Consider the following 26,510-nt stretch of genomic DNA (forward strand, 5'->3'; position numbering starts at 1 on the left):
TCAGCCCCTCGTCGTCAGGGCCTCGGGCCGGTGCGCGGCGCGCTTGCCGCTGCTCTCGGACTCGACGATGAGCATCGGCTCGTCCGGCGAGGCGGTGAAGTGCTGCTTGGCGAGCTGGAAGTCCGTGGTGCGGACGTCGACGACGACGCCGTGGGTGACTCCCTGCGGGGTGTTCCACGAGACGTGGTCGCCCTCGGACAGTGCCATGGCTCCTCCGATCGGTCGGGCCACCACGGTGGCACAGCCGCGGGCGGCCGGCACGCTCTCGGGGCGCACCGGCGCCTCACGTCCACCCGAAGGTGCTCAACGTCCTCGGCGGCATCGTCCTCGTGACGACGCTCCGCGTGGTGAGGTCCAAGGAGCTGGTCGTCCACTTCCGCGAGCAGGCCCCGGAGGACCCGGACGCCGCCCACGAGCGCTGACCCGGGCACGTGTCAGCGGGTGACGACGGCGGCCCGGCCCGCCACCGACCGTGCGGTCGACGTGCGGGCCGGGCCGGGGCCGGTCACCAGCGCGGGTGGATGGCCTCGCGCAGGTCGCGGTCGTAGATGGAGCGGACGGCGTCGTCGAGCTCGGCCGGCAGCTCGAGGGAGCCGGCCGCGGCGTTGGCGCGGGCCTGCTCGGGGTTGCGGGCGCCGGGGATGACGGAGGAGACGCCGTCCTGGGCGGCCGCCCACGCCAGCGCGACCTGCGCCGTCGTCGCCTGCGGGACGAGGAGGCGGGCGACGGAGGCGAACTCGGCGGCGGCACGCACCCCCGTCTCGAAGTCCACCCCGGAGAAGGTCTCCCCGACGTCGAAGGCCTCGCCGTGGCGGTTGAAGCTGCGGTGGTCGTTCTCCGCGAAGGTCGTCTCGGGGGTGTAGCGCCCCGAGAGGAGGCCGCTGGCCAGCGGGACGCGGGCGATGACCCCGACCCCGGCCTCGCGCGCCGCGGGCAGCACCTCCTCCAGCGGCTTGAGCCGGAAGGCGTTGAGGATGATCTGGACGGTCGCGACGTTCGGGCGCGCGATCGCGGTCAGCGCCTCCTCGACCTTCTCCACGCTCACGCCGTAGGCGGCGGTGACGCCCTCCTCGACGAGGGTGTCGAGATCGTCGAAGACCCGGTCGATGCCGTAGACCGCGGTCGGCGGGCAGTGGAGCTGGACGAGGTCGAGGGTGTCGACGCCGAGGTTGCGGCGCGAGCGCTCGGTCCACGCCCGGAAGTTGTCCATCGAGTAGTTCTCGGGCTCCTGCGGCAGACGCCGGCCCATCTTCGTCGCGACCGTGACGTCCGCGCCCGGGTTGGCGCGGCGCCACTGCGCGATGATCGACTCGCTGCGGCCGTCACCGTAGACGTCGGCGGTGTCGAAGAAGGTGACGCCGGCCTCGGCCGAGGCGTCGAGGACGGCGAGGGCATCGGCCTCCGCCACGTCCCCCCAGTCGGCGCCGAGCTGCCAGGTGCCGAGGCCGATGGCCGAGACGGTGCGGCCGGTACGGCCCAGGGTGCGCGACTGCATGCTTCTCCTTCGATGCGGGCGGGTGCGCCCAGGTTACCGGGCCCCTGCGATGTGCTCCCGACGGGCCTGTGGTGGGATGGCTGCGTCGGCGCAGTCCCGGCGCCGCCGGCCTCCGGGCCGCCCCGTGTGCGAAGGAGAGACCCATGCCCAACCCCGTGGTCAACAAGGCGAGCACCGAGTGGAACGGCGAGCTGTTCACCGGCTCCGGCACCACCACCCTGGAGACCTCCGGCAAGGCGACCTTCGACGTCGCGTGGCAGTCGCGCGGTGAGCAGGCGGGCGGGACGACGACGCCCGAGGAGCTCATCGCCGCGGCCCACGCGACGTGCTACGCCATGCAGTTCTCCAACATGCTCAAGGAGAACGGCACCCCGCCCACCCAGCTCAACACGTCCGCCGCGGTCACCTTCGTCGCGGGCACCGGCATCACCGGGATCGAGCTCACCGTCCGCGGGACCGTCGAGGGCATCGACGCCGCGACCTTCGACGAGCTCGCCCGCAAGGCCAAGGAGACCTGCCCGGTGAGCCAGGCGCTCGCCGCCACGGAGATCACCCTCAGCGACGTCCAGCTCGCCTGACCCTGCCCCACCCCCTCACCACCCGCGAGTACGCACATACGGTCACCACGCGGCGGGTTCCGCCCCGTCCAGGTGACCGTATGTGCGTATTCGGCGGAAGCGGTGTGGCGGGGGACGACGGCGGGCACGGATAGCCTGGGCCGATGGCGAGCACCCTGACCGTGGCCGACGTCGTCGGCCTCCTCGAGCAGCGATACCCGCCCCGCACCGCCGAGGGCTGGGACGCCGTCGGCCTGGTGGCCGGTGACCCGGACGCGCCGGTGCGGACGGTGATGTTCGCCGTCGACCCCGTCCAGGCCGTCGCCGACGAGGCGATCGCCGCCGGGGTGGACCTCCTCGTCACCCACCACCCGCTCTACCTGCGCGGAACCACCTCGGTGGCCGCGACCACCCCCAAGGGACGCGTCGTCCACGAGCTCGTCCGTGCGGGCTGCGCGCTGTACACCGCGCACACCAACGCCGACTCCGCGGCCGGGGGAGTGGCCGACGCGCTCGCCGACCTCCTCGACCTGCGCGAGCGCCAGCCGCTCACCCCGCACGATGCCGCCGCGCTCGACACGCTCACCGTCTTCGTCCCGCAGGCCCACACCGCCACCGTCCTCGACGCGCTCGCCGCGGCCGGCGCGGGAGACATCGGGGACTACGACCGCTGCGCCTTCACCGTCGCCGGCCAGGGCACCTTCCGGGCCGGTGCTGCCGCCAACCCCACCATCGGTGAGCGCGGTGAGGTGACCGAGGTGGCCGAGGACCGCCTCGAGATGACCCTGCCCCGCGAGCGCCGGGCCGCGGTCCTCGCCGCGCTCCGCGCCGCCCACCCCTACGAGGAGCCGGCCTTCTCCGTCGTCGAGCACGCGCCCCACCCGGCGGGCACGGGCATCGGCCGCATCGGCACGCTCCCGACGCCGACGACGCTGCGCGCGCTCGCGGGGCACGTCGCGGCGGTCCTGCCCACCACCGCCCAGGGCATCCGCGTGGCCGGCGACCTCGACGCCGAGGTGAGCCGGGTCGCCGTGTGCGGCGGATCGGGGGACTCGCTGCTCGGCACCGTGCGCGGCCTGGGCGCCGACGTCTACCTCACCGCCGACCTGCGCCACCACCCGGCCTCCGAGGCGCTGGAGGCCGGCCCGCCCTACCTCATCGACGCGACGCACTGGGCCAGCGAGTGGCCCTGGCTGCCCGTCGCCGCGGCCCGGCTGGAGGAGGACGCGCACGAGCGCGGCGCCGCCCTGCGGACCCGGGTGAGCACGATCGTCACCGACCCGTGGACGCTGCGCCTCAGCGCCCCCGACAATGGCACCACGACCGACAACGAGGGAGTCACCCCGTGACCACAGCCCCGGTGGCCGACCAGCGCCGACTGCTCGACATCCAGACGCTCGACACGCGCGCCGCGAGGCTGGCCCACCAGCGCCGCACCCTGCCCGTGCTCGAGACGATCGCCGAGCTCGAGAGCCGCCTCGAGGACCTGCACAACGCCCAGGTCGAGGAGCGCACCGCGGTCGGGGACATCCGACGCGAGGTCGCCAAGGCGGAGTCCGACGTCGAGCAGGTGCGTGAGCGCGCCGCCCGCCACCAGGCCCGCCTCGACTCCGGTGCCGTCTCCGCCAAGGAGGCCCAGGCGCTGCAGTCCGAGCTCGAGCAGCTCGCCCGCCGCCAGGGCGACCTCGAGGAGACCGAGCTCGAGGTCATGGAGCGCCTCGAGGAGGCGGAGTCCCGGCTCGCCGAGCTCGGCGAGCAGGAGGCCGCCATCGCCGCCGACATCGCCCGGCACGTCGCGGCCCGCGACACCGAGTGGGGCACCATCGACGGCCAGCTCGAGTCGGTCGCCCGGGAGCGGGCCGCCGCCGCGGAGCAGACCGACGCCGGGCTGCTGGCCCTGTACGAGCGGGTGCGCGAGCGCACCGGCGGCCTGGCCGCCGTCGCGCTGTACGGGTCGCGCACCGAGGGCACCCAGCTCGACTTCTCCCTCACCGAGCTCGACGCGATCCACTCGGCGCCCGCCGAGCAGGTCGTCCAGCACGAGGACTACGGGTACATCATCGTGAGGATGGAGCCGAAGTGAGCCAGGCCAGCCTCTTCGACGCCGATCCCCTCGCCCCCGCGGCGGAGGGCGCGGCCGGGCGGGGGCTGGTCACCTCCGGGCGGGTGCTCGTCGTCGAGGCCGACGGCGGCTCGCGCGGCAACCCCGGCCCGGCCGGCTACGGGGCGCTCGTCCGCGAGGGCGACGAGATCCTCGCCGAGCGGGCCGAGTACCTCGGGGAGTGCTCGAACAACGTCGCCGAGTACAGCGGCCTCGTCGCCGGGCTGCGCGCCGCCGCGCAGATCGACCCGACGGCGCAGGTCGAGGTGCGCATGGACTCCCGGCTCGTCGTCGAGCAGATGGCGGGCCGCTGGAAGATCAAGCACGCCGACATGCGCCGCCTCGCCGAGGAGGCCCGCGCCGTCCTGCCCGCCGGCCAGGTCACCTACACGTGGGTCCCGCGCGCCGCGAACGGCGCCGCCGACGCCCTCGCCAACGCCGTCATGGACTCCCGCGGCTCCATCACCAACGACCACCCCTCCGCCGACAGCCGAGTTACCGTCGACAGCCGACTTACCGCCGACAGCCGAGTTTCCGCCGACAGCCGAGTTACCGACGGGAACGCGCCCCCGGACGACGACGAGGAGCCGCCCATCCCCGACGTCGACACGGAGGCACCCTCCCTCGCGGACCCCGAGGCGATGACGATCGTCCTCGTGAGCCCCGGCTGGGCCCCGCGCGACGGCGAGGAGGACCCCGAGCTCACCGACGAAGGACTGGAGCTGGCCGGGGCCGCGGCCGCCGTCGTCGACACGATCGGCCACTCCCTGTGGCCGCACCTGGCCCGCCCGACCGTGCTCCTCGCCTCCCCGCTCGTGCGCGCGCAGCAGACCGCGGTCCTCATCAGCGAGGTCGCCGACCTCGGCCTGCCGACCGTCGACGACGACTTCGCGGCCACCGCCCCCGGGGAGTCCCGGGAGGACGTCGCCACGCGGGTCGGGCGCGCCCTGGACCGCCTGGACGAGAGCTGCGGGGGCTGCACCGTCGTCGTCGCGGCCCACGCGGACGTCATCGCCGCCATCATCGGCACGGTCGTCGAGGCCCCCACGGCGGCCTGGGACGTGTTCCGAATCGCGCCCGGCACGATCAGCGTCGTGCGCCGGTGGAGCGGGCGCGGGGAGGTCCACGTCATGGGCTGCCCGGCGCGCCTCGTGGTGGACTCGGTCGGCTAGACTCGACGGGCGGATGAGTCGGCCAGGCGGTCGCGGCGCCCCCCGGGGGCGACGAGGAACGTCCGGGCTCCGCAGAGCAGGGTGGTGGGTAACGCCCACCCGGGGTGACCCGCGGGACAGTGCCACAGAAAGTAGACCGCCGTCGCAGCCTCCGGGCCGCGGCGGTAAGGGTGAAAGGGTGGTGTAAGAGACCACCAGCGTGCCGGGTGACCGGTGCGGCTCGGTAAACCCCACCCGGAGCAAGACCAGACAGCAGGCGCCCGAGGGCTGCTCGCCCGAGCCTGCGGGTAGGTCGCTGGAGGCGTGCGGCAACGTACGTCGTAGATGGATGGCCGCCACCGCGGACCCCGGCAACGGGCCGCGGGACAGAACCCGGCGTACCGGCCGACTCATCCGCCCTTCTGGCCGCCGTGCCGCGTCGTCCCGGTCGGGACGCGTGGTCCACAGGGCGGCTCCCCGTGAGCCCTGTCCACCGGCGGATGCGTCGGGGCGACCCGCGCCGGGGGACCAGCGCCATCCTGACGTTCCCGGCGGGCCCCTCCGCCGCGAGGCGCAGGAGGTTCCGATGCGTGTCTTGCCAGCAGCCGTCACGGTCGCCGTCGTCGTCCTCGTGCTCGCCGGGTGCAGCCCCGGCGCCGATCCCGCGCGGGAGCCGCCGTCGAGTCCCGCGCTCAGCACCGAGCCGCCCGCGCCACCGCTGCCGGTACCCGACGCCAGCGCGCACCCCGCGCTGCCGCCGGATCTCGCCGCGCGCATGCCACCGGAGGCGGAGGTCGACGGCATGGTGGAGGAGGCCGAAGCGGCCTACCTTGCCCACCGGGCGGCGTACGACGCCGCCGCCCGCACGGGGTTCGCCGACGCCGACCTCGTCGACGCGCTCTTCGCGACCGCGACCGGGGACGTCCTCGACGCGCTGGTCGCGGAGGCCACCGCCCTGGCCGAGGCCGGCCGGGTGGTGGACGGCCACGCGGAGGTTCTCGGGACGGGCCTCTACTCCCTCGTCGTCCCCGAGGAGGACGGCACGGGTCTCGGCGTCGTCCTCGACGTGTGCGTCCACATCGAGGGCGCCCTGGAGGAGAGCGACGGCACCCTGGTCTACGGCCTCGGTGGCGAGCCCGTCCACGTCGTCGTGCGCGTCACCGACCAGGACGGGACCTGGCTCGTCGCCACCCAGAGCGCGCAGGAAGGTCCGTGCCCCGAGGGGCTCAGCCGTCCTTGACGGCCGTGATGCTGAAGGTCGTCGGGACGTTCTGACGGAGCGGCTCCGGGAAGGCCCACACGCCGTCGGTCTCCTCCATGAGCGGGTGCGCCGGCCACGGGACCGTCTGCTGCTCGTCGAAGCTCGTGAGCCGCAGGCCGGCCCCGAGCAGCGAGCCGATGACCTCGGCCAGGGAGTGGGGCCACTCGTAGGTGCGGGCGTGCTCGATCGGCGTCGGGTCCCCGGTGTAGGAGTAGGTGTCCACCCAGGTCTGGGACAGCGCCGAGGGGAAGTAGCGGTGGCGCACCTCGAGGAGGTCGCTGCGCGCGTCGTCGAGCGAGTAGAGCATCGGGTGCCCGTCCCGGATGAAGAAGGTGCCGCCGGGGCGGAGCAGCCGGGCGATGCTGCGCGCCCAGGCGGTGAGGTCCGGCAGCCAGGTGACCGTGCCGATGCTCGTGTAGACGACGTCGAAGGTGTCCTCGACGGCGTCGGCCGCGTGCTGGACGTCGGCCTCGACGAAGCGCGCCTCGAGGCCGCACTCCTGCGCCAGGCCGCGGGCGATCTCCAGGCTGCGCGGGGACAGGTCCACCCCGGTGACGCGGGCACCGAGCCGGGCGAGGGACAGCGTGTCCTTCCCGACGTGGCACTGGAGGTGGACGACGTCCAGGCCGCGCACCGTTCCTCCCGGCAGGTGCGGGGCGAGGATCGCGAGGTCCTCGGCGGCGACGTCGCTGATCCGCTCCGGGTCGGAGGCGAACCCGGGGAGGTCGTACATCGCCGACGCAGCGTGGATCTCGGCGCGGTCGTCCCAGTTCGCGCGGTTCGCCAGCAGCGCGTGCTCGCGGTCGACGACGACGTCGGCGCCGGACGGCGCGTCCTCGTCGGGAGGCGGGAAGGTGCTCATCGCCGGGAAGGTACCAGCGCCCGCGGACCACCGCCGAGCGGTTTTCGCGCGGCGATCAGGGCTCAGCGCCCGCCGGTCGGTGCCGTGAGCCGAGCGAGCGTCACCAGGTGCTCACCGCCGTCGTCGGCCGCCTGCGTCCACGCGAGGGACGGACCGCCGCACACGACGGTCGCGTCGCCGGCGACGGCGGGCGGCGCGCCGACCGCACCGGTCGCGGGGCCGAGGACGTGGGTGCCTCGTGCCCCCCTCCGACCGCGACGGTGGGTGAAAAGTCTCGGTGTGAGCGTCCCGCGATGTGCCACGATAAGTCGCACCGACCGTCCACCCCGCAGGAGCTCCCGTGACGAGCGACGTCGCCCACCGTTCCGCCGAGCCGCGCACGGGTTCCCCGGTCCTCGAGGTCAGCGGCCTCGTCCGCCGCTTCGGTGACCTCACCGCCGTCGACGGCGTCTCCTTCAGCATCGCTCCCGGCGAGACGTACGGCCTGCTCGGCCCCAACGGCGCGGGGAAGACGACGACGATCTCGATGGTCGCCGGACTGCTCGCCGCCGACGACGGCGAGGTGCGGGTGGGTGGGCGACGCATGGGCCCGCGGGAGGTCGAGCCCAAGCGCTACCTCGGCCTCGTCCCGCAGGACCTCGCGATCTACCCCGAGCTCACCGCCCGGGAGAACCTCCAGTTCTTCGGGCGCCTCCACGGTCTGGCCGGTGCGGCGCTCAAGCGCCGCACCGCCGAGGTGCTCGACCTCATCGGCCTCGCCGACCGCGCCAAGGACCACACCAAGGAGTTCTCCGGCGGGATGAAGCGCCGCCTCAACATCGGCATCGGGCTGCTCCACCGCCCCGAGCTGCTCATCCTCGACGAGCCCACCGTCGGTGTGGACCCGCAGTCACGCAACGCGATCCTCGAGTCCGTCGAGGCGCTGTCGACCGAGGGCATGGCCGTCCTCTACACGACCCACTACATGGAGGAGGCCGAGCGGCTGTGCGACCGCATCGGCATCATCGACGCCGGCCGCATCCAGGCCGAGGGCACCCGGCCGGAGCTCATCCGGATCATCGGTGAGCTCGACGAGATCCGCCTCGTCGGCACCGGTGACCTCCCGGCGGCCGCGACCGCGGTCCGCGCGCTGCCCGCCGTCGAGCGCGCCGTCGTCGACGGCCGCGCGATCCTCCTCCACGTCCGTGACGCGCCGACGGCGGTCGCCTCCGTCGTCACCACCGCCGGGTCCAGCGGGGTCGAGCTCGCCGACGTCGAGATCACCCGCCCCGACCTCGAGTCGGTCTTCCTCCACCTCACCGGCAAGGCGCTGCGGGACTGACATGCGACCGCTCCTCACCATGACCCTGAACGACCTGCGTCAGCGGGTGCGGGACAGGTCGGTCCTCATCATGGGTGTGCTCGTGCCCGTCGCCCTCATGGTCGTCATGAACCTCGTCTTCGGTGGTGCCGAGGAGATCGAGCTCGACGCCGTCACCGTCGCGGCCTCCGTCGCCGCGGACGACGAGCTCGGCCAGGTCCTCGTCGCCACCCTCACCGAGGTCGACGGCCTCACCGTCACGGTGGACGAGGTCGCCGCCGACGACGTCCGCACCCGCGCCGAGTCCGGCGAGGCGCAGCTGGGGATCGTCGTGCCCGCGGGCTTCACCGCCGCCGTCACCCAGGGGGAGGACACCACCCTCGACGTCGTCGAGGGCAACGGCGCGGGCCTGGAGACCGACATCCTCCTCTCCGTCGTCCGGGGCGTCACCGAGCAGATGACGGCCGGCACGGTCGCAGCCACCGCCGGCGGCGAGCTCGGCCTGGACGGTGCCCAGCTCGCGGTGCTCGGGCGGCAGGTGGCCCAGGCTCCACCCGTCGTGACGACCGTCGCGGGCACGACGGCGACCGAGCAGCTCGACCCCGGCGCCATGATGGTCGCCGGCCAGGCCGGACTCTTCCTCCTGTTCACCGTGGGCTTCGGGGTGCTCGCGCTCGTCGGTGAGCGCGAGCAGGGCACGCTCGCCCGGCTGAGCTCCATGCCGATGGCCCCCGGTCTCATCGTCGCCGCCAAGGCGCTGTCGAGCTACGTCCTCGGGGTGCTCGCCACCCTCGTCCTCCTCGGCGCTGGGATGCTCCTCTTCGACGTCGACTTCGGCTCGCTGCCCGTCGTCGCCGTCCTCGTGCTCAGCGTCGTCGCCGCGGCGACCTCGCTCATGTTCGTCGTCGCGCGGGTGGCCCGGACCTCGGAGCAGGCCTCGGTGGCCCAGGCGATCCTCGCCGTCGTCCTCGGGATGGCCGGTGGGGCGTTCTTCCCCGTCGCGGCCACCGGGCTGGCCGCCACGCTCCTCGACCTCAACCCGGTGGCCGCCTTCACCCGGGCCCTCGGCATCAGCGCCGGGGGCGGGGGACTGGCCGACGTCGCCGGCCCCGTCGGCATGATGCTCGGCTTCGCCGTCCTGGCCGCCGCCGTCTCCCGGCTGGTCCCGGACCGGGGGGTGACGGCGTGAGCGCGCCCCTGGCGATCGCCGGCACCGAGCTGCGCCGATTCGCGCGTGACCGGTCGAACATCTTCTTCGCGCTCATCTTCCCGCTCCTGCTCGTCGTCGTCATCGGCCTGCAGTTCGGCGGCGGCGGCACGTCGGGGCGGGTCGCGGTGAGCGGCACCGACGGCGCGCTGCGCGCCGCGCTGACCGCCACCCTCGAGGACGGCGGGGCCACCGTGACGGACACCGACCCCGGCGCGATGCGCGAGCAGGTGGCGCGCGGCCGGGCCGACGTCGGGCTGCTCGTCGAGGACGCCGCGGAGCGTTCCTACGCGGCCGGTGAGCCGGCCGAGGTCGAGCTCATCTCGGCGTCCGGCGCCGCCTCCCGGGCGGCGACCCAGCTCGTCGCCACCGCGCTGCAGTCCCTGTCGCTCGACCGGGTCCAGCTCACCGGGCTCACCGACCTCGGCGTCCCGGAGACCGAGGCGAGCGCGGCGCTGGCGGAGGCGCGGCAGGCGGTCGCCCCCGTCGAGCTCCGCGTCGTCGACGTCGACGAGGTCGCCCAGGAGCTCGGCGGGCTGGGCCAGTTCGACCTCAGCGCCGCGACGATGCTCCTGCTCTTCGTCTTCCTCTCGACCCTCGGCAGCGCCGTCACCCTCATCCAGTCGCGCCGGCTCGGGGTGCAGGCCCGGGTGCTCGCCGCGCCGGTGTCCGGGACGCAGGCGATCCTCGGTCAGCTGCTCGGCCGGTGGGTCATCGCGAGCTTCCAGGGCGTCTACATCATGGTCGCCAGCGTGGTGATCTTCGACGTCGACTTCGGCAACGTCGGTCTCGCCCTGCTCCTCCTCCTCGTCTTCGGGGCGGTCGCCACGGGCGCGGCGATGCTGCTCGGCGCCCTCATGGACCACGAGGGCGCGGCCAACGGGGTGGCCGTGGGACTCGGGCTCGTCCTCGCCGCGCTCGGCGGGTGCATGTTCCCCCTCGAGCTCATGCCCGACACCCTGCGCACCGTCGCCCACGTCACCCCGCACGCCTGGGGCTACGAGGCCTTCGCCGAGATCCAGCGCCACGACGGCGGCCTGGCCGACATCGCCCCGCAGCTCGGTGTGCTCGCCGCGATGGCCGCGGTCCTCGTCCTCCTCGGGGCGTGGGCGCTGCGCCGCAGTGTCGCGCGGGCGATGTAGCGGCGGGCGCCGACGTAGCATCGGGCCATGGCCGAGGACTCCGTGCGCGTGGACAGCTGGCTGTGGGCGGTGCGGATCTTCAAGACCCGCAGCCAGGCCCAGGCCGCCTGTCGCGGCGGCCACGTGCGCGTCGACGGTGACCGCGCCAAGCCGTCCACGCTGGTCGGCACCGGCACCCGGGTCGTGGTGACGGGCGGACCCCAGGAGCGCACCGTCGTCGTCCAGCGGCCGCTGCGCAAGCGGGTCGGCGCACCCCTCGCCGCCCAGGCGATGATCGACGAGACCCCGCCGCCCCCGCCGAAGGTCGAGGAGGCGGCCCTCCCGCGCCGGGAGCGCGGCGCCGGGCGCCCGACCAAGCGCGAGCGGCGCGACATCACCCGCCTGCGCGGTTACTAGCGCGAGGTCTCGTGCCGGTCGCGGCCACCAGACCCGGCGTCCGAGGGGAGCGGACGGTGCGACGCGTCAGGCGTGCGCCCGCCCGGCCTGTGCCTCGTGCTCGGCGTGCACCCGCGGGTCGGCCAGGCGCGGGTCGAGCGGGTCGACGCCGGCCGTGAGGTCGTCGAGGTAGCGGTGGTCGGCCGCGACGCGCCGTCGGGCCTCCGCGGCGTCGGCGACCCGCCCGTGCCCGGGCACGACGACGTCGGCGGCCACGCCCGCGAGCCGCTGGAGGGACCGGCGGTAGCCGTCCACGGCACCGGGGGCGTCGTCGAGCAGGGGCACCTCGACGTCGGAGAGCATGTCCCCGGCGAGGAGCACGCCCTCGCGCGGCAGGTGCAGGCTCGCGTGCCCGGGAGCGTGACCGGGGGTGGCGACGACGACGGCCCGCAGGCCCGCCCACGGCAGCTCGGTCGTGTCAGCGGCCATGGCCGTCGTCCCGCCGACGACGTCCCACCGGTGGCCCGGGAGGTCACGTGCCGCCTGGGCGGCGAGCTCCTCGTCGGTGCACGCCGTGACCGCCGCCGGGGTGGCCCAGCGGGGCACGTCGGGCAGCGCCTCCGACCACAGCACGTGGTCCCAGTGGGGGTGGGTGGAGAAGGCGGCGGCGACGTGCCAGCCGCGCCCGGTCAGCTCCCGCTGGAGGGAGACGAGGTCCGCGGGCGTGAGGGCGGGGTCGACGAGGAGGCACGCGCCGTCGTCGTCCACGACGACGGTGGAGGTGGTGAGCCACGTGGGGGAGGTGGTGACCCAGACGCGCGCGGAGACCTGCTCGAGCACGTCAGCGGTGGTTCGCGGCGGCGAGCGCGGCGGCCCCGACGATGCCGGCCTGGTTGCGCAGCGCGGCCGGCACGATCGGTGCCTGGAGCTTCAGGAGCGGGAGGAACTGGTCGGACTTCTTGCTCACCCCGCCGCCCACGACGATGAGGTCGGGGGAGAAGAGCATCTCGATCGTCTCGAAGTAGCGCTGCAGGCGCTTGGCCCACTTGGCCCACGAGAGGTCCTCGCGCTCACGCGCGGAGTCGGCGGCGCGGCTCTCGGCGTCGTGCCCGTCGATCTCCAGGTGCCCGAGCTCGGTGTTGGGCACGAGGGTGCCGTTGACGATGAGCACCGAGCCGATGCCGGTGCCGAGCGTGGCGACGAAGACGACGCCGTCGACCCCCTTGGCGGCGCCGTACACGGCCTCGGCGTACCCGGCGGCGTCCGCGTCGTTGACGGCGACGACCCGGCGGCCGATCGCCTCGCTCATCAGCGCGGGGACGTCCACGCCCTGCCACGACTTGTGGAGGTTGGCGATGAACGGCACGACGCCGTGCTTGATCGGCGCCGGGAACGTCAGCCCGACCGGCACGTCCGGCGCGAGGTCGAAACCGGCGACGAGCTCCTCGACGACGGCGGCCACGGCCGCGGGCGTGGACTTGGCCGGGGTGGGGATGCGGACCCGGTCGGTGGTGAGCTCGCCGGCGGCGAGGTCGACGGGCGCGCCCTTGATCCCGGACCCGCCGATGTCGATGCCGAAGGCGGTGGGCGTGCTGGGCGTGGACATCTGGACGGCTCCGGTGGTCGGCGGCGTGAGGCGTCTGGGAGCCTACCGCCAGGCCGTCACGCCGGCTGGTCGAGGGAGGCCCGCCACGCGTCCAGCCCCTGCTGGACCTGCGCGTCCGTCCGGTCCTCCACCCGTGTCATGAGGGTCCACCGCACGCCGTAGGGGTCCTGGACCGAGGCGTAGCGGTCCCCGGTGACGGCGAAGTCGGCGGCCTCCTCGCGCACCCGTGCGCCGCGCTCGCGTGCCGCGGCGAGGGCTGCGTCGACGTCGGGGACGTAGACGGCGACCGAGAAGCGCGCGTCGTCGGAGCCCGGGTCGTTCGCGACGGCGTGGAACTGCGGGTTGGGGTCCATGACGGTCATCCGCCCGTGGCCGAGGTCGAGCTCGCAGTGCCACACCGAGCCGTCCGGCCCGTCCATGCGGGTGGCGACCCGGGCGCCGAGGACGGCGCAGTAGAAGTCGACCGCCTCGCTCGCGGGGGAGACGACGACGAGGGGGCTGAGGGAGGTGTAGCCCTCGGGAAGGTGTGTGCTCATGTGCCCAGCCTGCCTAGAGTGCTGCGCGTGGGGCTTGAAGATCCGCGCCAGGGTGGCGAAGGAGCCGTGCTGTGGCCGGCGGCGGGCATGGACGTGTTCGACACCGGGCGCCTGCCGCTGCCCGGCCCGCTCGGGGAGGTCGCCGCCTACTACTGGTGGGTGACGTGGCGCCGGGCGGAGCGTGTCCCGTTCCGTCAGCAGGTCCTCAGCCACCCGGTCACCCACCTCACGGTCGAGGCGGCCGAGGGCGGCGTGCTCCACGGCCTGCCGGTGCCCGCCGCGCTCGTCCACGGGCTCGTCACCCGGGTCTTCACCGTCGACCTGCCCGTCGCCGGCCGGGTCGCCGGTCTGGCCTTCCACCCCGGCGGGCTCGCCGCGCTGCTCGGCCGCGGCGTCGCCGACCTCACCGACACCGTCGTGCCGGCGCGGGAGGTGGTGGGCGACGTCGTCGGGCCCCTCGCCCGTGGCGTGCTCGCCGAGGACGACGACGCCGCCCGCCGCGACGTCGTCGTCGGCCACCTGTCCGAGGTGCTCGCGCCACGGCTCGACGCGGTCCGCGCGGACGAGGGCTACCGCACGGTGCGCGAGGCGGTGGCCCTCATGCGGCGGCGGGAGCACGTGACGCTCGCGCCGGTGGCGGAGGAGCTGCACGTCTCGGTCCGCACGCTGCAGCGGCTCTTCGCCCGGTACGTCGGCGCCTCCCCGCTGTGGGTGCTGCGCCGCCACCGGCTGCAGGACGCGGTGGCCGCGCTCGACGCCGGGCAGGGGCCGGACCTCGCGGCGCTCGCGGCGGACCTCGGCTTCGCCGACCACGCCCACCTCACGCGCGCCTTCACCGCCGTCGTCGGCGTCCCGCCCTCGCGCTACCGCAGCGGGTAGCCCTCCTCGCCGAGTACGCACATACGGCCACGACGGCGCCCGCCTGGGGGCCGCCCGGTGACCATAGGTGCGTACTCGCGAGGAGGTGATTACGGGAGGGTGAGGATCTCCGCGCCGTCGTCCGTCACGAGGACCATGTGCTCGAACTGGGCGGTGCGGCCGCGGTCGGTGGTGACGGCGGTCCACCCGTCGTCCCACAGGTCCCACTCGGGGGAGCCGAGGGTGAGCATCGGCTCGATGGTGAAGACCATGCCCGGCTCGATGACCTCGTTGTGCTCGGGGGCGGCGTCGTAGTGGGGGACGATGAGCCCGGAGTGGAACGCGCGGCCCACGCCGTGGCCGGTGAACTCGCGGACCACCCCGTAGTCGAAGCGCTTGGCGTAGGCCTCGATGACGCGGCCGACGACGTTGATCTCGCGGCCGGGCTTGACGGCCCGGATGCCCCGCTCCATCGCCTTGCGGGTCCGCTCGACGAGCAGGCGGGACTCCTCGTCGACGTCGCCGACGAGGAACGTGGCGCTGTTGTCACCGTGGACGCCCTCGCGGAAGAGGGTGATGTCGACGTTGACGATGTCCCCGTCCGACAGGACGGTGCTGTCCGGGATGCCGTGGCACACGACCTCGTTGACCGAGGTGCACAGCCCCTTGGGGAAGCCGCGGTAGCCGAGGGAGGAGGGGTAGGCACCGTGCTCGAGGGCGAACTCGTGGCCGATGAGGTCCAGCTCGTCGGTGGTGATGCCGGGGCGGACGGCGGCGCCGACGTGCTGGAGCGCCTGGGCCGCGAGGCGGGCGGTGCGCCGGATGCGCGCGATCGTCTCGGCGTCGTTGACCTCGCTGCCGGTGAAGGGCTGCGGCTCGGGCCTGTCGACGTACTCGGGGTACTCGATCGAGGTGGGGACCGGGCGCCGCGGGGAGATCGATCCGGGTGTCAGGGTGCCCAGCGGGGCGCGATCGGCAAGCATGGGACGAGTCTACGTACGGCCCGACGAAGGAGGCGCCATGGCCAGTGTCAACGAGCCCGCGGAGGACCGCGAGGACCGCATCGAGCAGGTGACCAAGCCCCACGACCTCGGGGAGTTCTACCTCAACACCCGCACCGGGGAGATCGAGGAGGGCAAGGTGTCCGGCTCGCTCAACCGGATGGGCCCCTACCCCTCGCGCGAGGATGCGGCCGAGGCCTACGAGCGGGCCGCGGACCGCAACGAGGCCTGGGACGAGGCGGACAAGGCGTGGCGGGACGAGGACTGACACCCGTCCCCACCCGCTGAGCTCCCCGGTCCTCGGCCGGGGAGCTCACGTCTGCCGCTACTCGGCGAAGGTGTGCTCCGGCCCGGGGAAGGTGCGCTCGCGCACGGCCCCGGCGTAGGTGCGGGTCGCGGTGTACAGCGCCGCCCCGACGTCCCCGAACTTGCGGGCGAAGCGCGGCGCCCAGGCGGTCATGCCGGCCATGTCGGTCCACACGAGCACCTGGCCGTCGCAGCCCGGTCCCGCGCCGATCCCGATCGTGGGGATGTGGAGCACCTCGGTGGCGCGCTCGGCCACCGGGGCGGGCACCATCTCGAGGACGACGGCGACGGCGCCGGCGTCCTGGAGCGCGACGGCGTCCTGGACGAGCCGCTCGGCGGCCTCGTCCCCGCGGCCCTGCACGCGCGCCCCGCCGAGGCTGTTCTCCGACTGCGGGGTGAAGCCGAGGTGGCCGACGACGGGGATCCCGGACTGGGACAGCAGCCGCACGTGCTCGGCGACCCGCTCCCCGCCCTCGAGCTTGACGGCGTGCACCCCGCCCTCCTTGAGCATGCGCACGGCGGAGGCGAAGGCATGCTGCGGGGAGGCCTCGTAGGAGCCGAAGGGCAGGTCGGCGACGACCATCGCGCGGTGCGCGGCACCGGTGACGGCGCGCGCGGCGGGGATCATCTCGTCCAGCGTCACGGGGATGGTCCCGTGCAGACCGAGCATGGTGTTCCCGATCGAGTCCCCGACGAGGAGCATGTCGATGCCGGCCTCGTCGAAGATCCGCCCGGTGACGGCGTCGTAGGCAGTGAGCATGGTGATCGGCTCACCGCGCTCCTTCATCTGCGCGAGGTGGTGGACACGCACCCGCTTGGGCACGGGAACACCGCCCGGCGCGCCGCTCGCCGCGGGGGTGGAGGCTGGGGTCTGCTCGCTCATCGTCGTTCGTTCTCCAGGAGGGTGTACCGGTGCCCCGACCCTACGCGCCTCGCCCACGCGCGGCGCCACGCCGGGGTGGCCGCGGTCAGCCCGCGGTGAGCGGACCCGGGTCGTCGGGGACGTCGACGGCGTGCTCGAGCAGGGCGAGACGGTCGACCACCTCCAGCGCCCGCTCGTGCGTCGCGGCGAGCACGACGGGGGCCGCCAGCCCGGCCCGGTAGGACTGCAGCCAGCGGGCGGCCAGGACGCACCAGCGCATGCCGGGCTCGAGCCCGGGGAAGGCCAGCTCCGGGCGCGCCGAGACGAGGTCGTTGCCCAGGCGCCGCTGGTGGTCGAGGAACTCGGCGGTGACGACGACGCACACGCTGTGACCACCGGGGTGCCCGGCGCTCGGCACACAGCTGCCCGTCCGGTAGAACCCGGTCATCGGGTCCGTCCCGCACTCCTCGAGCGGTCCGCCCAGGACGTTGCGCTCGCTCATGGCTCGATGATGGCAGGGCCGCGGTCTGCGGGCGCGGCTCTCAACCCCGCGCCTCCTGTGCCAGGATCACCCTGGAACTGGCCGACCGTCGAAGGAGACCTCCATGCCCGTCCTCACCGACCTGCTCGCCGCGCTGCGGACCGGCACCGTGGAGGTCGTCGACCTCACCGCGCCGCTCACCTCGCAGACGCCGATCCTCGAGCTGCCCGAGCAGTTCGGGCAGACGGCGCGGTTCGAGCTCGAGGAGATCTCGCGCTACGACGACCGCGGGCCGGCCTGGTACTGGAACAACTTCCGCACCGGCGAGCACACCGGTACCCACTTCGACGCCCCCAACCACTGGGCGAGCGGCCGGGACCTCGCCGACATCGCCTCGGTGCCGGTGGGGGCCCTCGTCGCCCCCGCCGTCGTCCTCGACGTCACCGCGCAGGTGGCCGCGGACCCGGACTTCCTCATCGAGCGCGAGCACATCGACGCCCTCGTCGCCGAGCACGGCCCGCTGCCCGAGGGCGGCTGGCTGCTGTGCCGCACCGGCTGGTCGGCCCGCACGAGCCAGGAGGACATGATCAACCGCGCCGACGACGGCCCGCACAGCCCCGGCATGTCCGTCGAGGCGGCGCGGTGGGTCGCCGAGGAGAGCCCGCTGCACGGCATCGGCGTGGAGACCGTCGGCACCGATGCGGGTGCCGCGGGCGGGTTCGACCCGCTCTTCCCGTGCCACCACTTCCTCCTCGGCAACGGCAAGTACGGGCTCTCCCAGCTGCGCAACCTCGACCGGCTGCCGGTCACCGGCGCGCTCGTCGTCGCCTCGCCGCTCAAGATCGAGGGCGGCTCCGGGTCTCCCACGCGCGTCCTCGCGCTCGTCGAGCACTAGACGTGGTCCGGGTAGCGGAGGTCGTGGGCCGCACGCTGGTGGCCTGCGGGGTCGACCACGTCTTCGGCGTCGTCGGCTCGGGCAACTTCCACGTCACGGGCGCGATGATCGACGCCGGCGCGCGGTTCGTCGCCGCCCGGCACGAGGGCGGGGCCGCCACGATGGCCGACGGCTACGCGCGCACGGCCGGCGCGCCGGCGGCCCTCACCGTCCACCAGGGCTGCGGGCTGACGAACGCGCTCACCGGCATCGCCGAGGCCGCCAAGTCCCGCACCCCCCTGGTCGTCCTCGCCCCGGAGGCGGTGACGCTCACGTCGAACTTCCACGTCGACCAGGAGGCCCTGGCCTACGCGGTCGGCGCGGTCCCGCTGCGCATCACCGATGCCGCCACCGCGGCCGAGGAGACGGCCGCCGCCGTCGCCATGGCGTGTGCCGAGCGCCGCACCGTCGTCCTCAACCTGCCCCTCGACGTCCTCGACGCCGAGGTCGAGGACGTCCCGCTGCCCGCCCCGACCGTCCCGTCGCCCGCCCGTGCCGTCGCCCAGGGCGACCTCCAGCGCCTCACCGCCGCCGTGCGGGCCGCACGCCGGCCCGTGTTCGTCGCCGGCCGCGGCGCCAGATCCGCCCCGGCCCGTGAGGCGCTCGTCGCGCTCGCCGACACGTGCGGCGCGCTGCTGGCGACCTCCGCCGTCGCCAAGGGGCTCTTCCACGACGAGCCCTGGTCGCTCGACGTCTCCGGCGGCTTCTCCTCCCCGCTCGCCGCCGAGCTCATCGCCGGCGCCGACCTCGTCGTCGGGTGGGGCTGCGCGCTGAACATGTGGACGATGCGCCACGGCCGCCTCGTCGGGGAGGGCGCGACCGTCGTCCAGGTCGACGACACCCCCGAGGCGCTCGGGCTGCACCGGAAGCTGAGCTTCGGCGTCGTCGGGGACGTCGCGGCCACCGCCCGCGGCGTCGACCGCCTCCTCGGCAGCGAGCGCGCCGTCGGCTACCGCAGCGAGGAGGTGCGTGAGCGTCTCGGGCGCGAGCTGCGGTGGCGCGACGTCCCGTACACCGACACCTCCGACGGGGGGCGCATCGACCCCCGCACCCTCACCGCCGCGCTGGACGACCTCCTCCCGCGCGAGCGTGTCGTCGCCGTCGACTCCGGCAACTTCATGGGCTACCCGGCGATGTTCCTCGAGGTCCCCGACGAGCAGGGCTTCTGCTTCACCCAGGCCTTCCAGTCCATCGGCCTGGGCCTGGCGACGGCGATCGGCGCCGCCCTCGCGCGCCCGGACCGGCTGCCCGTCGCGGCCCTCGGGGACGGCGGCGCGCTCATGGGCGCCGCCGAGCTCGACACGGTGCGCCGCCTGGGGCTGCCGATGGTCGTCGTCGTCTACAACGACGACGCCTACGGCGCCGAGGTCCACCACTTCACCGGCGAGGACCACGCGACGGTGACCTTCCCGCCCACCGACATCGCCGCCGTCGGCGCCGGCTACGGCTTCGCGGGGGTGACGGTGCGCGAGGTGGGCGACCTCGAGGAGGTCCGCGCGTGGCTCGACGGCCCGCGGGACCGGCCGCTGCTCATCGACGCGAAGGTCGTCGCCGACGAGCCCGCGTGGTGGCTGGCGGAGGCCTTCGGCCACTGAGGTGCGCCGTGGGACGATGAGCCCACCCACGTCAGCAGGAGGACCGATGGATCGCGCAGAGCTCGCGACGTCCGGTGGCGCGCGCGCCGCCATCGCCCAGGCGGTCACCCGCCACGCGGAGGCCGTCGTCTCCCTCAGCCGCGCGATCCACGAGTGGCCCGAGCTCGCGTTCACCGAGCACCGCGCCGCCGCGGCGATCACCGAGCTGCTCGCCCGCGAGGGTTTCGCCGTCTCGCGCGGCGTCGCGGAGATGCCCACCGCCTTCACCGCGTCCGTGGGGGAGGGGCCGCTCACCGTCGCGATCTGCGTCGAGTACGACGCCCTGCCCGGCGTGGGGCACGCCTGCGGGCACAACCTCATCGCCGGCGCCGGGGTCGCCGCGGCGCTCGCGCTGCAGCCGGTGGCGGCCGAGCTCGGCCTGCGCGTCGTCGTCGTCGGCACCCCCGCCGAGGAGCACGGCGGCGGCAAGGTGCTCCTCCTCGAGCGCGGTGTCCTCGACGACGTCGACCTCGCCCTCATGGTCCACGCCCTGCCCGCCGGCCACGGCTTCAACCCCCAGGGCACGACCACCCAGGCCGTGGGCCGCTACCGCGCCACCTTCCACGGACGCGGCTCCCACGCGGCCGCCGCCCCGCACCGCGGGATCAACGCCGCCGACGCCGCCGTCATCGCGCAGGTGGCCGTCGGGCTGCTGCGCCAGCAGATTCCCGGCGACCACCGGGTGTCCGCCGTCGTCGCCCACGGCGGGGACGCGACGAACATCATCCCCGAGACGGCGATCGTCGACTTCGAGTGCCGCGCCTTCACCATGCCCGAGTACGACAGCCTCCTCGAGCGGGTGCGCCGCTGCTTCGAGGCCGGGGCGCTCGCCACCGGCGCCACCCTCCAGATCGCCCCCACCGAGCCGGTCTACCAGCCGCTCGACCACGACGACGTCCTGTGCCGCCACTGGGCCGGCGCCCTGGACACGCTCGGCTACGACGCCACCCCGAACAGCGGCCCGCGCGGCGGCTCCACCGACATGGGCAACGTCTCCCGCGTCATCCCCTCCATCCACCCGTGGATCAGCCTGCCGAACACCGAGGCGCCCATCCACACCGCCGACTTCGCCCGCGCCGCCGACGAGGCCCCCGCCTACGACACCATGCTCGACGCCGGGACCGCCATGGCCCTGACCGTCGCCTCCGTGGCGGCGTCCGCGGAGGACGTCGCCGCGCTGCGCGCCCGCCGCGCCGGGCTCGCTCAGGCCGCCGCCGGCGCCATGTAGAGGACCTCCCAGATGTGGCCGTCGGGGTCGGTGACGGCCGCGCCGTACATCTCCTCGCCCTCCGGGCCCGTCATGTCCCCCTGCTCCACCGGGTAGGGGTGCCGCGCGCCGCCGTGCGCCAGGGCCGCGGCGACGAAGGCGTCGGACTCCTCGCGGGTCGCCATCGACAGGCACGAGATGACCTGGGTGCTGGTGCGCGGGTCGGCGATCGGGGTGGTGACGAAGTCGGCGAAGCGGGTGTGGTCCAGGGCCATGACGTAGATCGTCGGGGAGAGGACGACACACACGCAGTGCTCGTCGGAGTACGTCTCGTTCACCTCGAACCCCACGCCGGTGTAGAAGCGGCGCGTGGCCGCGAGGTCCCGGACGGGCAGGTTGACGAAGATCATACGGTCCATGGCGGTGTCCTCCCTCGGCGGGCAGCGCGGTGCCGCCTCACCCGAGACCGACCCGGGCCGCCCGCGGAACTCGTCGCGGGCGCGGCGGGCGATGAGTTCCGCCGTCGTCGTCGGTCGGTAGCGGGGACGAGAGGAGCACACATGCCCGAGATGAGTACCTGCCTGTGGTTCGACACCGAGGCGCTGGAGGCCGCGGAGCTCTACGTGTCGGTCTTCCCCCGCTCGGAGATCGTCGAGGTGGTGCGCTGGGGGGAGAACAACCCCGAGCAGGCCGGGAAGCCGCTGTCGGTGACCTTCCGGCTCGACGGCCGCGACTTCGTCGCCCTCAACGGGGGACCCGGACGCCCCTTCACCGAGGCGGTGTCGATCATGGTCGGCTGCGCGGACCAGGCGGAGGTCGACCACTACTGGTCACGGCTCCTCGAGGGCGGGGGCCGTGAGTCGGTCTGCGGGTGGCTCGCCGACCGTTACGGGCTGTCGTGGCAGATCGTGCCCACCCGCCTGCTCGAGCTCATGAACGACCCCGACCCCGCACGCGCCGGCCGGGTGGCCAGCGCGATGATGCAGATGGTCAAGATCGACCTCGCCGAGATCGAGCGGGCTGCCGCGTGAGCGCTGTCGTCGGCACCCGTCGGACATGGAGGGGAGGGGTGACAGGCCCCGACGGCGCGCTCTACCGTCGGGGGATGGTCGCCCCACAGACCGAGCAGCCGACGACGGCGCTCGCCGACCCGTCGGACCGGCCGGCCGTCACGGCCGGGGACGTCGCGGAGCTGCTCGAGCCGCTGCGCCGCGAGATCCTCGCCCACTGCTACCGGATGACCGGGTCGGTGCACGACGCCGAGGACCTCGTCCAGGAGACCTACCTGCGGGCGTGGCGGGCCTACCACGGCTTCGAGAACCGCTCCTCGCTGCGCACGTGGGTCTTCCGCATCGCGACCAACGCCTGCCTCACCCACCTCGAGGGCCGCAAGCGCCGCCCGCTGCCCACCGGCCTCGGGGCCCCGGCGGCCGACCCGCACGACCAGCCGCTGCCGGAGGTCGGCGTCTCGTGGCTCGAGCCGATGCCCGACGACCTGCTCTGGTCCCAGGGGCAGCCCGACCCCGCCGCCCAGGTGGTGAGCCGCGACAGCGTCCGGCTGGCGTTCGTCGCCGCGCTCCAGCACCTCACCGCCCAGCAGCGGGCCGTGCTGCTCCTGCGCGACGTGCTGGCCTGGCGTGCGCGGGAGGTCGCCGAGGCGCTCGACCTCACCGTCGCCGGGGTGAACTCCACCCTCCAGCGGGCCCGCGCCCGCCTCGCGGACATCGACCCCGACGAGCCGCCCCGGCTGCCCGACGACGAGCGCCGCCGGGCCCTGCTGCGCGCGTACGTCGCGGCCTTCGAGGCCTACGACGTCGCCGCGATCGTCGACCTCCTCGCCGCCGACGTCGTGTGGGAGATGCCGCCCTACCCCGAGTGGTACCGCGGCGCGCGGAACGTCGGCACGCTCATCAGCACGTGGTGCCCCGCCCAGCGGGCTGGCGACATGCGGATGCTGCCGACCTCCGCCAACGGCGAGCCCGTCCTCGCGCTCTACATGCGCGAGGACGACGGCGTGCACCGCGCCTTCCACCTCCAGCACCTCGTGCCGGGGCCGGACGGCGTGGCCCGGGTGACCGCCTTCTTCAGCCCCGAGCTCTTCGCCCACTTCGCCCTCCCGCCGGAGCTCCCGCCGCGCTGACTGGCAGCGCTACCAGCGCCTCCGCGCCCCGGCCGGGGCTCCCTTCTCCGGCCTTGCGCCTCCTGGTCCACTGTGCGTCCACCGGGCGCACGGTCACCTCGAGAGGCGCACGGTGGGAGGACCGGGGGAGCCGGCGGCGGGCTGGTGGGCAGGGGCTCAGGCGGCGCTGCGGGGGGCGTACATGATGACGGCGACGCCGGCGAGGCACAGGAGGGCTCCGGTGACGTCCCAGCGGTCGGGGCGGAAGCCGTCGACGACCATGCCCCACACCAGGGACCCGGCCACGAACACCCCGCCGTAGGCGGCGAGGATCCGGCCGAAGTTCGCGTCCGGCTGCAGGGCGGCGAAGAACCCGTAGATGCCCAGCGCCACGACACCGGCCCCGATCCACACCCACCCGCGGTGCTCGCGCACGCCCTGCCAGATGAGCCAGGCGCCGCCGATCTCGAAGAGCGCGGCCCCGCCGAAGAGCGCGACCGAGCGCAGGACGTCCACGCGCTCAGCCCGCGAAGGGCAGGACCGGCAGCCCCGGCACGTCCACGGCGGTGGCGTAGAGGGCGCCGGCCCCCGGGGTGTCGTCGCTCTCGCGGGAGGTGGTGACGAACAGGTCGGTGAGGCTGGGGCCGCCGAGCGTGCAGGCGGTGACGCCGGGGACGGGGACCGCGACGGTCTCGAGCAGCTCCCCGTCCGGGGAGTAGCGGCGCACCTGCCCGGCGCCGTTGACCGCGACCCACAGGCAGCCCTGGGAGTCGACGACCAGGCCGTCGGGCACACCGCCGTCGTCGTCGTCGAAGGTGACGAGGGGGCGGCGCCCGCCCAGCACCCCGCCGTCGACGTCGAACACGTCGAGGCGGCCGGGGCCGCTGTCGGCGTAGTACGCGCGGGTGTGGTCGGGGGAGAAACCGAGCCCGTTCGAGATCGTCACGGGGTCGAGGACGACCTCGGTGCCGCCGTCGGGGGTGACGCGGTAAAGACGCCCGCCCTCGGGGGAGCCGTCCCAGGCCATCGAGCCGACGTACAGGCTGCCGTCGGGGGCGGCCCCGCCCTCGTTCATCCGTTCGTTCTCCCGGTCGGTGAGCCGGATCTCGCGGGTGGGGGCGGCCGTGAGGTCGTCGGCCAGCGCGATCCCCTTCTCGGTGGCGACGACGTAGCCCCCGTCCACGCGCGGGCGCACCATCGCGGCGACCTTGCCCACGGTGATCCGGTCGACCGCGCCGTCGTCGCGCAGGGTGAGCACGCCGCCGGCGTGCATGTCGACGAAGCGGAGACCACCCCACTCCAGGGACCACACCGGCCCCTCGCCGTGGAAGGTGACGACGTCGGTGAGCTGCTCCACGTTTCGCATGCCGCCAGTCTTGCCGAGACCGCCGCCGTTGTCAGGGCGTGCCCGTGGCAGCGGCTACCGTGGCGCGGTGAGGCACCGCCTGCTCGACGTCCGTCCCCTGCGCGTGAGTGCGGCGTACCGGCGGCTGTGGGTGGGCACCTCGCTCTCCGCGGTGGGCGGGCAGATCGCGTCGGTCGCCGTGCTCTTCCAGGTCTGGGAGATGACCCGCAGCCCGGTGTGGACCGGCGCGGTGGGGCTGGCGCGGGCCGTGCCGCTCGTCGTCCTCGGGCTCGTGGGTGGGGCGCTGGCCGATGCGGTGGACCGTCGCTCGCTCGTGCGCTGGACGATGCTCGCCCAGCTCGTCGCCGCGCTCGGCCTCGGGGCCCAGGCGCTGCTCGACGTGGGCTCGCTCGGGCTCCTGCTCCTCCTCGTCGCCACCCAGGCGGGTTTCGGGGCTCTCGGCGCCCCGGCCCAGCGCACCTTCCCGGTCCGGCTGCTCGGCCGCGAGCTCGTCGCCGCCGGGATCGCCCTGCAGCACCTGAGCTTCCAGGCGGCGATGCTCGTGGGTCCGGCGCTCGCGGGTCTCGTCCTCGGGCAGTGGGGGCTCACCCCGGCCTACCTCGTCCAGGCGGTCGCCTCCCTCTTCGCGCTCTACGCCGTCGTCCGGCTGCCCGCCATGCCGCCGGTCGGGGCACCGAGCGGCCGTGGGCCGCGCGCCGTCGTCGAGGGGATGCGGTTCATCGCCCGCAGCCGGGTGGTGAGCGGCCTGTACGTCACCGACCTCGTCGCCACCCTGCTCGCCATGCCGATCGCCCTGTTCCCCGTCATCAACGAGGAGCGCTTCGGCGGCGACCCGGAGACCTTGGGGCTCTTCCTCAGCGCCGTCGCGGTCGGCGGCGTGCTCGCCGGCTTCGCCTCGGGCACCGTCACGCGCTCCGACCGGCCCGGCGCGGTCCAGCTGTGGGCGGCCGGCACGTGGGGCGCGGCGCTCGCCGTCTTCGGGCTCGTCGGGCCGCTGTGGTCGGCACTGGCCGCGCTGGTCGTCGCCGGCGCGGCCGACACGGTCTCGGTGATCTCGCGCGGCGCCGCCGTCCAGCTCGCCACCCCCGACAGCCACCGCGGCCGGGTGACCTCGGTGGAGCACGTCATCGGCGTCGCGGGACCTGAGGTCGGCAACTTCCGCGCCGGCGTCGTCGCCGGGGCAACCAGTGCCGCCTTCGCGGCCACGTCCGGCGGGCTCGCCTGCCTCGTCGGCATCGTCGTCGTCGCCGGGACGAACCGCGAGCTCCGCCGCTTCCGCATCAGCCGCGACATCCCCGACGTCTAGCCCGGCGGCACGTCACCGGTCCCCACCCGCCCGCTCCCTCGCCGAGAGCCGGATCCCTCGGCCACCGTCCCCGGGCGACGGAACCTCCAGCGCCGGAGGGAGAACCCGGTTGTCGCGTGGGGGCCGGGGACGCGGGTGCCCCTGGGGAGGGCGCGGAGGTGGGCGCCTACGATCGGGGGATGAGCGGTGAGACCCTCGAGATCGAGACGACGCACGGGCCGGCGCGGGTCCACCTGCACGAGGGCACCCGCGGGCTGCTCGTGCTGGGTCACGGGGCGGGCGGCGGGGTCCAGGCACCGGACCTGCGGACGGCGACGGCCGCGGCGGGGGACCTCGGGTGGGGCGTCGCCCTCGTCGAGCAGCCCTACCGGGTGGCCGGCCGCCGCGCGCCCGCCCCGGCGAAGCAGCTCGACTCCGCGTGGACCGACGTCGTCCACCACCTGCTCGCCGGCCCCGGCGCGGGGCTGCCGCTCGTCGTCGGCGGCCGCTCCTCGGGGGCGCGGGTGGCGTGCCGCACCGCCCCGGTGCTCGGCGCCGTCGGCGTCCTGTGCCTCGCCTTCCCGCTCCAGCCGCCGGGCAGGGCCGAGCGGCCCAGCCGGCTGCCCGAGCTCGACGGCACGGGCGTGCCCACGCTCGTCGTCCAGGGGGAGCGCGACGCCTTCGGGATGCCGCCGGAGGGACCGGGGCGGGCCGTCGTCGTCGTCGCGGGTGACCACAGCCTGAAGAAGGACCAGCCCGCCATCGCCGAGGCCGTCCGCACGTGGCTCGAGAGGCTCACGCCGTCGTCGTGAGATGCCCGCCCGCCGGGCCGGGGTGAGACTCGTCGGGACGCCTCGCCGACGG

The 26,510-nt window shown here is 74.6% G+C and carries 31 protein-coding genes and 1 other RNA gene; 20 read left to right on the forward strand and 12 right to left on the reverse strand.

All coding sequences use genetic code 11. The features are described from left to right. Entirely contained in the window at nt 1-207 is a 207-nt protein-coding gene (locus GD632_RS10375) for a hypervirulence associated TUDOR domain-containing protein (protein ID WP_152191787.1), read from the reverse strand. 92 nt (nt 208-299) lie between these two features. On the opposite strand from GD632_RS10375, the gene GD632_RS16395 reads away from it, so the two are divergent. After that, nucleotides 300-422 carry a hypothetical protein gene (locus GD632_RS16395; protein ID WP_264371888.1) on the forward strand — a complete coding sequence of 41 codons (123 nt, stop codon included), beginning with the start codon at nt 300-302 and terminating at the stop codon, nt 420-422. A gap of 83 nt (nt 423-505) precedes the next feature. On the opposite strand, the gene GD632_RS10380 is transcribed toward GD632_RS16395, so the two are convergent. Next, nucleotides 506-1,495, reverse strand: coding sequence for an aldo/keto reductase (locus GD632_RS10380; protein WP_152191789.1), 990 nt, complete (start codon nt 1,493-1,495; stop codon nt 506-508). A 143-nt stretch (nt 1,496-1,638) separates the two neighbouring features. Between GD632_RS10380 and GD632_RS10385 the strand changes: the two genes are divergently transcribed. From GD632_RS10385 to GD632_RS10410, 6 genes are all read left to right on the forward strand, one after another. Beyond that, on the forward strand, nt 1,639-2,073 hold the full coding sequence (locus GD632_RS10385) for an OsmC family peroxiredoxin (protein WP_152191791.1): 435 nt from the start codon (nt 1,639-1,641) through the stop codon (nt 2,071-2,073). 143 nt (nt 2,074-2,216) lie between these two features. Further along, nucleotides 2,217-3,401 (forward strand): Nif3-like dinuclear metal center hexameric protein, encoded by a 1,185-nt coding sequence (locus GD632_RS10390; RefSeq protein ID WP_152191793.1) that lies wholly within the window; start codon nt 2,217-2,219, stop codon nt 3,399-3,401. Next, nucleotides 3,398-4,135 carry a zinc ribbon domain-containing protein gene (locus tag GD632_RS10395; RefSeq protein WP_152191795.1) on the forward strand — a complete coding sequence of 246 codons (738 nt, stop codon included), beginning with the start codon at nt 3,398-3,400 and terminating at the stop codon, nt 4,133-4,135. Before GD632_RS10390 ends, GD632_RS10395 begins: the two co-directional genes overlap by 4 nt. After that, on the forward strand, nt 4,132-5,325 hold the full coding sequence (locus tag GD632_RS10400) for a histidine phosphatase family protein (RefSeq protein WP_319633115.1): 1,194 nt from the start codon (nt 4,132-4,134) through the stop codon (nt 5,323-5,325). Before GD632_RS10395 ends, GD632_RS10400 begins: the two co-directional genes overlap by 4 nt. Before the next feature lie 14 nt (nt 5,326-5,339). Further along, an RNA gene (gene rnpB / locus GD632_RS10405) (RNase P RNA component class A) lies at nt 5,340-5,721 on the forward strand. 169 nt (nt 5,722-5,890) lie between these two features. After that, a complete protein-coding gene (locus tag GD632_RS10410) occupies nt 5,891-6,544 on the forward strand; it encodes a hypothetical protein (RefSeq protein WP_152191797.1) in 654 nt (217 codons plus the stop codon). Here GD632_RS10410 and GD632_RS10415 read toward each other — a convergent pair. Beyond that, nucleotides 6,531-7,427 carry a class I SAM-dependent methyltransferase gene (locus GD632_RS10415; protein WP_152191799.1) on the reverse strand — a complete coding sequence of 299 codons (897 nt, stop codon included), beginning with the start codon at nt 7,425-7,427 and terminating at the stop codon, nt 6,531-6,533. The genes GD632_RS10410 and GD632_RS10415 overlap by 14 nt on opposite strands. A 340-nt stretch (nt 7,428-7,767) precedes the next feature. Between GD632_RS10415 and GD632_RS10420 the strand changes: the two genes are divergently transcribed. The 4 genes from GD632_RS10420 to GD632_RS10435 are packed head-to-tail and all read left to right on the forward strand — an operon-like array spanning nt 7,768 to nt 11,472. Continuing rightward, entirely contained in the window at nt 7,768-8,748 is a 981-nt protein-coding gene (locus GD632_RS10420) for an ABC transporter ATP-binding protein (RefSeq protein WP_152191801.1), read from the forward strand. A gap of 19 nt (nt 8,749-8,767) precedes the next feature. Beyond that, nucleotides 8,768-9,916 (forward strand): ABC transporter permease, encoded by a 1,149-nt coding sequence (locus GD632_RS10425; RefSeq protein WP_152191804.1) that lies wholly within the window; start codon nt 8,768-8,770, stop codon nt 9,914-9,916. Continuing rightward, the gene (locus GD632_RS10430) at nt 9,913-11,076 is read left to right on the forward strand and encodes an ABC transporter permease (protein WP_152191806.1); all 1,164 of its coding nucleotides are present in this window, start codon (nt 9,913-9,915) and stop codon (nt 11,074-11,076) included. The genes GD632_RS10425 and GD632_RS10430 overlap by 4 nt, the downstream gene beginning before the upstream one ends. Nucleotides 11,077-11,103: 27 nt before the next feature. Continuing rightward, a complete protein-coding gene (locus GD632_RS10435) occupies nt 11,104-11,472 on the forward strand; it encodes an RNA-binding S4 domain-containing protein (protein ID WP_152191808.1) in 369 nt (122 codons plus the stop codon). A gap of 66 nt (nt 11,473-11,538) precedes the next feature. Here GD632_RS10435 and GD632_RS10440 read toward each other — a convergent pair whose 3' ends face one another. From GD632_RS10440 to GD632_RS10450, 3 genes are read right to left on the reverse strand one after another with little or no spacing between them, the layout of a single operon-like run. After that, nucleotides 11,539-12,291: an MBL fold metallo-hydrolase gene (locus GD632_RS10440; RefSeq protein ID WP_152191810.1), complete on the reverse strand. Its 753-nt coding sequence runs from the start codon at nt 12,289-12,291 to the stop codon at nt 11,539-11,541. Between the two features lies 1 nt (nt 12,292). Further along, nucleotides 12,293-13,057, reverse strand: a complete 765-nt coding sequence (ppgK, locus tag GD632_RS10445) for a polyphosphate--glucose phosphotransferase (RefSeq protein ID WP_152191812.1) — start codon at nt 13,055-13,057, stop codon at nt 12,293-12,295. 56 nt (nt 13,058-13,113) lie between these two features. Continuing rightward, nucleotides 13,114-13,593, reverse strand: coding sequence for a VOC family protein (locus GD632_RS10450; protein ID WP_152191814.1), 480 nt, complete (start codon nt 13,591-13,593; stop codon nt 13,114-13,116). Nucleotides 13,594-13,620: 27 nt separating this feature from the next. On the opposite strand from GD632_RS10450, the gene GD632_RS10455 reads away from it, so the two are divergent. Continuing rightward, entirely contained in the window at nt 13,621-14,472 is an 852-nt protein-coding gene (locus GD632_RS10455) for an AraC family transcriptional regulator (protein WP_152191817.1), read from the forward strand. A gap of 89 nt (nt 14,473-14,561) precedes the next feature. Here GD632_RS10455 and map read toward each other — a convergent pair whose 3' ends face one another. Continuing rightward, a complete protein-coding gene (map, locus tag GD632_RS10460) occupies nt 14,562-15,434 on the reverse strand; it encodes a type I methionyl aminopeptidase (protein ID WP_152191819.1) in 873 nt (290 codons plus the stop codon). 37 nt (nt 15,435-15,471) lie between these two features. Between map and GD632_RS10465 the strand changes: the two genes are divergently transcribed. Next, nucleotides 15,472-15,720: an SPOR domain-containing protein gene (locus GD632_RS10465; protein ID WP_226924801.1), complete on the forward strand. Its 249-nt coding sequence runs from the start codon at nt 15,472-15,474 to the stop codon at nt 15,718-15,720. A gap of 57 nt (nt 15,721-15,777) precedes the next feature. On the opposite strand, the gene panB is transcribed toward GD632_RS10465, so the two are convergent. Beyond that, nucleotides 15,778-16,641, reverse strand: a complete 864-nt coding sequence (panB, locus tag GD632_RS10470) for a 3-methyl-2-oxobutanoate hydroxymethyltransferase (protein WP_152191821.1) — start codon at nt 16,639-16,641, stop codon at nt 15,778-15,780. Between the two features lie 85 nt (nt 16,642-16,726). Continuing rightward, the gene (locus tag GD632_RS10475; protein ID WP_152191823.1) at nt 16,727-17,122 is read right to left on the reverse strand and encodes a DUF2237 family protein; all 396 of its coding nucleotides are present in this window, start codon (nt 17,120-17,122) and stop codon (nt 16,727-16,729) included. 103 nt (nt 17,123-17,225) lie between these two features. On the opposite strand from GD632_RS10475, the gene GD632_RS10480 reads away from it, so the two are divergent. From GD632_RS10480 to GD632_RS10490, 3 genes are read left to right on the forward strand one after another with little or no spacing between them, the layout of a single operon-like run. Further along, on the forward strand, nt 17,226-17,996 hold the full coding sequence (locus tag GD632_RS10480) for a cyclase family protein (protein WP_152191825.1): 771 nt from the start codon (nt 17,226-17,228) through the stop codon (nt 17,994-17,996). A gap of 2 nt (nt 17,997-17,998) precedes the next feature. Further along, the gene (locus tag GD632_RS10485; protein ID WP_152191828.1) at nt 17,999-19,630 is read left to right on the forward strand and encodes a thiamine pyrophosphate-binding protein; all 1,632 of its coding nucleotides are present in this window, start codon (nt 17,999-18,001) and stop codon (nt 19,628-19,630) included. Between the two features lie 46 nt (nt 19,631-19,676). Continuing rightward, nucleotides 19,677-20,897 carry an amidohydrolase gene (locus GD632_RS10490; protein ID WP_152191830.1) on the forward strand — a complete coding sequence of 407 codons (1,221 nt, stop codon included), beginning with the start codon at nt 19,677-19,679 and terminating at the stop codon, nt 20,895-20,897. On the opposite strand, the gene GD632_RS10495 is transcribed toward GD632_RS10490, so the two are convergent. Then, complete coding sequence (locus GD632_RS10495; RefSeq protein WP_152191832.1) at nt 20,873-21,295, reverse strand: VOC family protein; 423 nt, start codon at nt 21,293-21,295, stop codon at nt 20,873-20,875. The two genes, GD632_RS10490 and GD632_RS10495, sit on opposite strands and share 25 nt — an antisense overlap. A gap of 141 nt (nt 21,296-21,436) precedes the next feature. On the opposite strand from GD632_RS10495, the gene GD632_RS10500 reads away from it, so the two are divergent. Together GD632_RS10500 and GD632_RS10505 are read left to right on the forward strand one after the other, a co-directional pair. Continuing rightward, complete coding sequence (locus GD632_RS10500; RefSeq protein ID WP_152191834.1) at nt 21,437-21,907, forward strand: VOC family protein; 471 nt, start codon at nt 21,437-21,439, stop codon at nt 21,905-21,907. 74 nt (nt 21,908-21,981) lie between these two features. Next, nucleotides 21,982-23,016: a sigma-70 family RNA polymerase sigma factor gene (locus GD632_RS10505; RefSeq protein ID WP_152191836.1), complete on the forward strand. Its 1,035-nt coding sequence runs from the start codon at nt 21,982-21,984 to the stop codon at nt 23,014-23,016. Between the two features lie 156 nt (nt 23,017-23,172). Here GD632_RS10505 and GD632_RS10510 read toward each other — a convergent pair whose 3' ends face one another. Together GD632_RS10510 and GD632_RS10515 are read right to left on the reverse strand one after the other, a co-directional pair. Further along, nucleotides 23,173-23,511: a YnfA family protein gene (locus tag GD632_RS10510; protein WP_152191838.1), complete on the reverse strand. Its 339-nt coding sequence runs from the start codon at nt 23,509-23,511 to the stop codon at nt 23,173-23,175. A gap of 4 nt (nt 23,512-23,515) precedes the next feature. Then, entirely contained in the window at nt 23,516-24,361 is an 846-nt protein-coding gene (locus GD632_RS10515) for an SMP-30/gluconolactonase/LRE family protein (protein ID WP_152191841.1), read from the reverse strand. Nucleotides 24,362-24,428: 67 nt separating this feature from the next. On the opposite strand from GD632_RS10515, the gene GD632_RS10520 reads away from it, so the two are divergent. Continuing rightward, the gene (locus tag GD632_RS10520) at nt 24,429-25,667 is read left to right on the forward strand and encodes an MFS transporter (RefSeq protein WP_226924802.1); all 1,239 of its coding nucleotides are present in this window, start codon (nt 24,429-24,431) and stop codon (nt 25,665-25,667) included. Nucleotides 25,668-25,846: 179 nt separating this feature from the next. Beyond that, nucleotides 25,847-26,458, forward strand: coding sequence for an alpha/beta hydrolase family protein (locus GD632_RS10525; RefSeq protein WP_152191845.1), 612 nt, complete (start codon nt 25,847-25,849; stop codon nt 26,456-26,458). Nucleotides 26,459-26,510 lie beyond the last annotated feature (52 nt).

It is taken from the genome of Georgenia satyanarayanai, from assembly GCF_009193135.1.
In the GTDB taxonomy this organism is placed as follows: domain Bacteria; phylum Actinomycetota; class Actinomycetes; order Actinomycetales; family Actinomycetaceae; genus Oceanitalea; species Oceanitalea satyanarayanai.

Coding starts and splice junctions, on each gene's coding strand:
- GD632_RS10375 (WP_152191787.1), bottom strand. CDS start 207: ATGGCACTGTCCGAGGGCGACCACGTCTCGTGGAACACCCCGCAGGGA.
- GD632_RS10380 (WP_152191789.1), bottom strand. CDS start 1,495: ATGCAGTCGCGCACCCTGGGCCGTACCGGCCGCACCGTCTCGGCCATC.
- GD632_RS10385 (WP_152191791.1), top strand. CDS start 1,639: ATGCCCAACCCCGTGGTCAACAAGGCGAGCACCGAGTGGAACGGCGAG.
- GD632_RS10390 (WP_152191793.1), top strand. CDS start 2,217: ATGGCGAGCACCCTGACCGTGGCCGACGTCGTCGGCCTCCTCGAGCAG.
- GD632_RS10410 (WP_152191797.1), top strand. CDS start 5,891: ATGCGTGTCTTGCCAGCAGCCGTCACGGTCGCCGTCGTCGTCCTCGTG.
- GD632_RS10415 (WP_152191799.1), bottom strand. CDS start 7,427: ATGAGCACCTTCCCGCCTCCCGACGAGGACGCGCCGTCCGGCGCCGAC.
- GD632_RS10425 (WP_152191804.1), top strand. CDS start 8,768: ATGACCCTGAACGACCTGCGTCAGCGGGTGCGGGACAGGTCGGTCCTC.
- GD632_RS10435 (WP_152191808.1), top strand. CDS start 11,104: ATGGCCGAGGACTCCGTGCGCGTGGACAGCTGGCTGTGGGCGGTGCGG.
- ppgK (WP_152191812.1), bottom strand. CDS start 13,057: ATGTCCACGCCCAGCACGCCCACCGCCTTCGGCATCGACATCGGCGGG.
- GD632_RS10450 (WP_152191814.1), bottom strand. CDS start 13,593: ATGAGCACACACCTTCCCGAGGGCTACACCTCCCTCAGCCCCCTCGTC.
- map (WP_152191819.1), bottom strand. CDS start 15,434: ATGCTTGCCGATCGCGCCCCGCTGGGCACCCTGACACCCGGATCGATC.
- GD632_RS10465 (WP_226924801.1), top strand. CDS start 15,472: ATGGCCAGTGTCAACGAGCCCGCGGAGGACCGCGAGGACCGCATCGAG.
- panB (WP_152191821.1), bottom strand. CDS start 16,641: ATGAGCGAGCAGACCCCAGCCTCCACCCCCGCGGCGAGCGGCGCGCCG.
- GD632_RS10475 (WP_152191823.1), bottom strand. CDS start 17,122: ATGAGCGAGCGCAACGTCCTGGGCGGACCGCTCGAGGAGTGCGGGACG.
- GD632_RS10480 (WP_152191825.1), top strand. CDS start 17,226: ATGCCCGTCCTCACCGACCTGCTCGCCGCGCTGCGGACCGGCACCGTG.
- GD632_RS10490 (WP_152191830.1), top strand. CDS start 19,677: ATGGATCGCGCAGAGCTCGCGACGTCCGGTGGCGCGCGCGCCGCCATC.
- GD632_RS10495 (WP_152191832.1), bottom strand. CDS start 21,295: ATGGACCGTATGATCTTCGTCAACCTGCCCGTCCGGGACCTCGCGGCC.
- GD632_RS10500 (WP_152191834.1), top strand. CDS start 21,437: ATGCCCGAGATGAGTACCTGCCTGTGGTTCGACACCGAGGCGCTGGAG.
- GD632_RS10505 (WP_152191836.1), top strand. CDS start 21,982: ATGGTCGCCCCACAGACCGAGCAGCCGACGACGGCGCTCGCCGACCCG.
- GD632_RS10515 (WP_152191841.1), bottom strand. CDS start 24,361: ATGCGAAACGTGGAGCAGCTCACCGACGTCGTCACCTTCCACGGCGAG.
- GD632_RS10525 (WP_152191845.1), top strand. CDS start 25,847: ATGAGCGGTGAGACCCTCGAGATCGAGACGACGCACGGGCCGGCGCGG.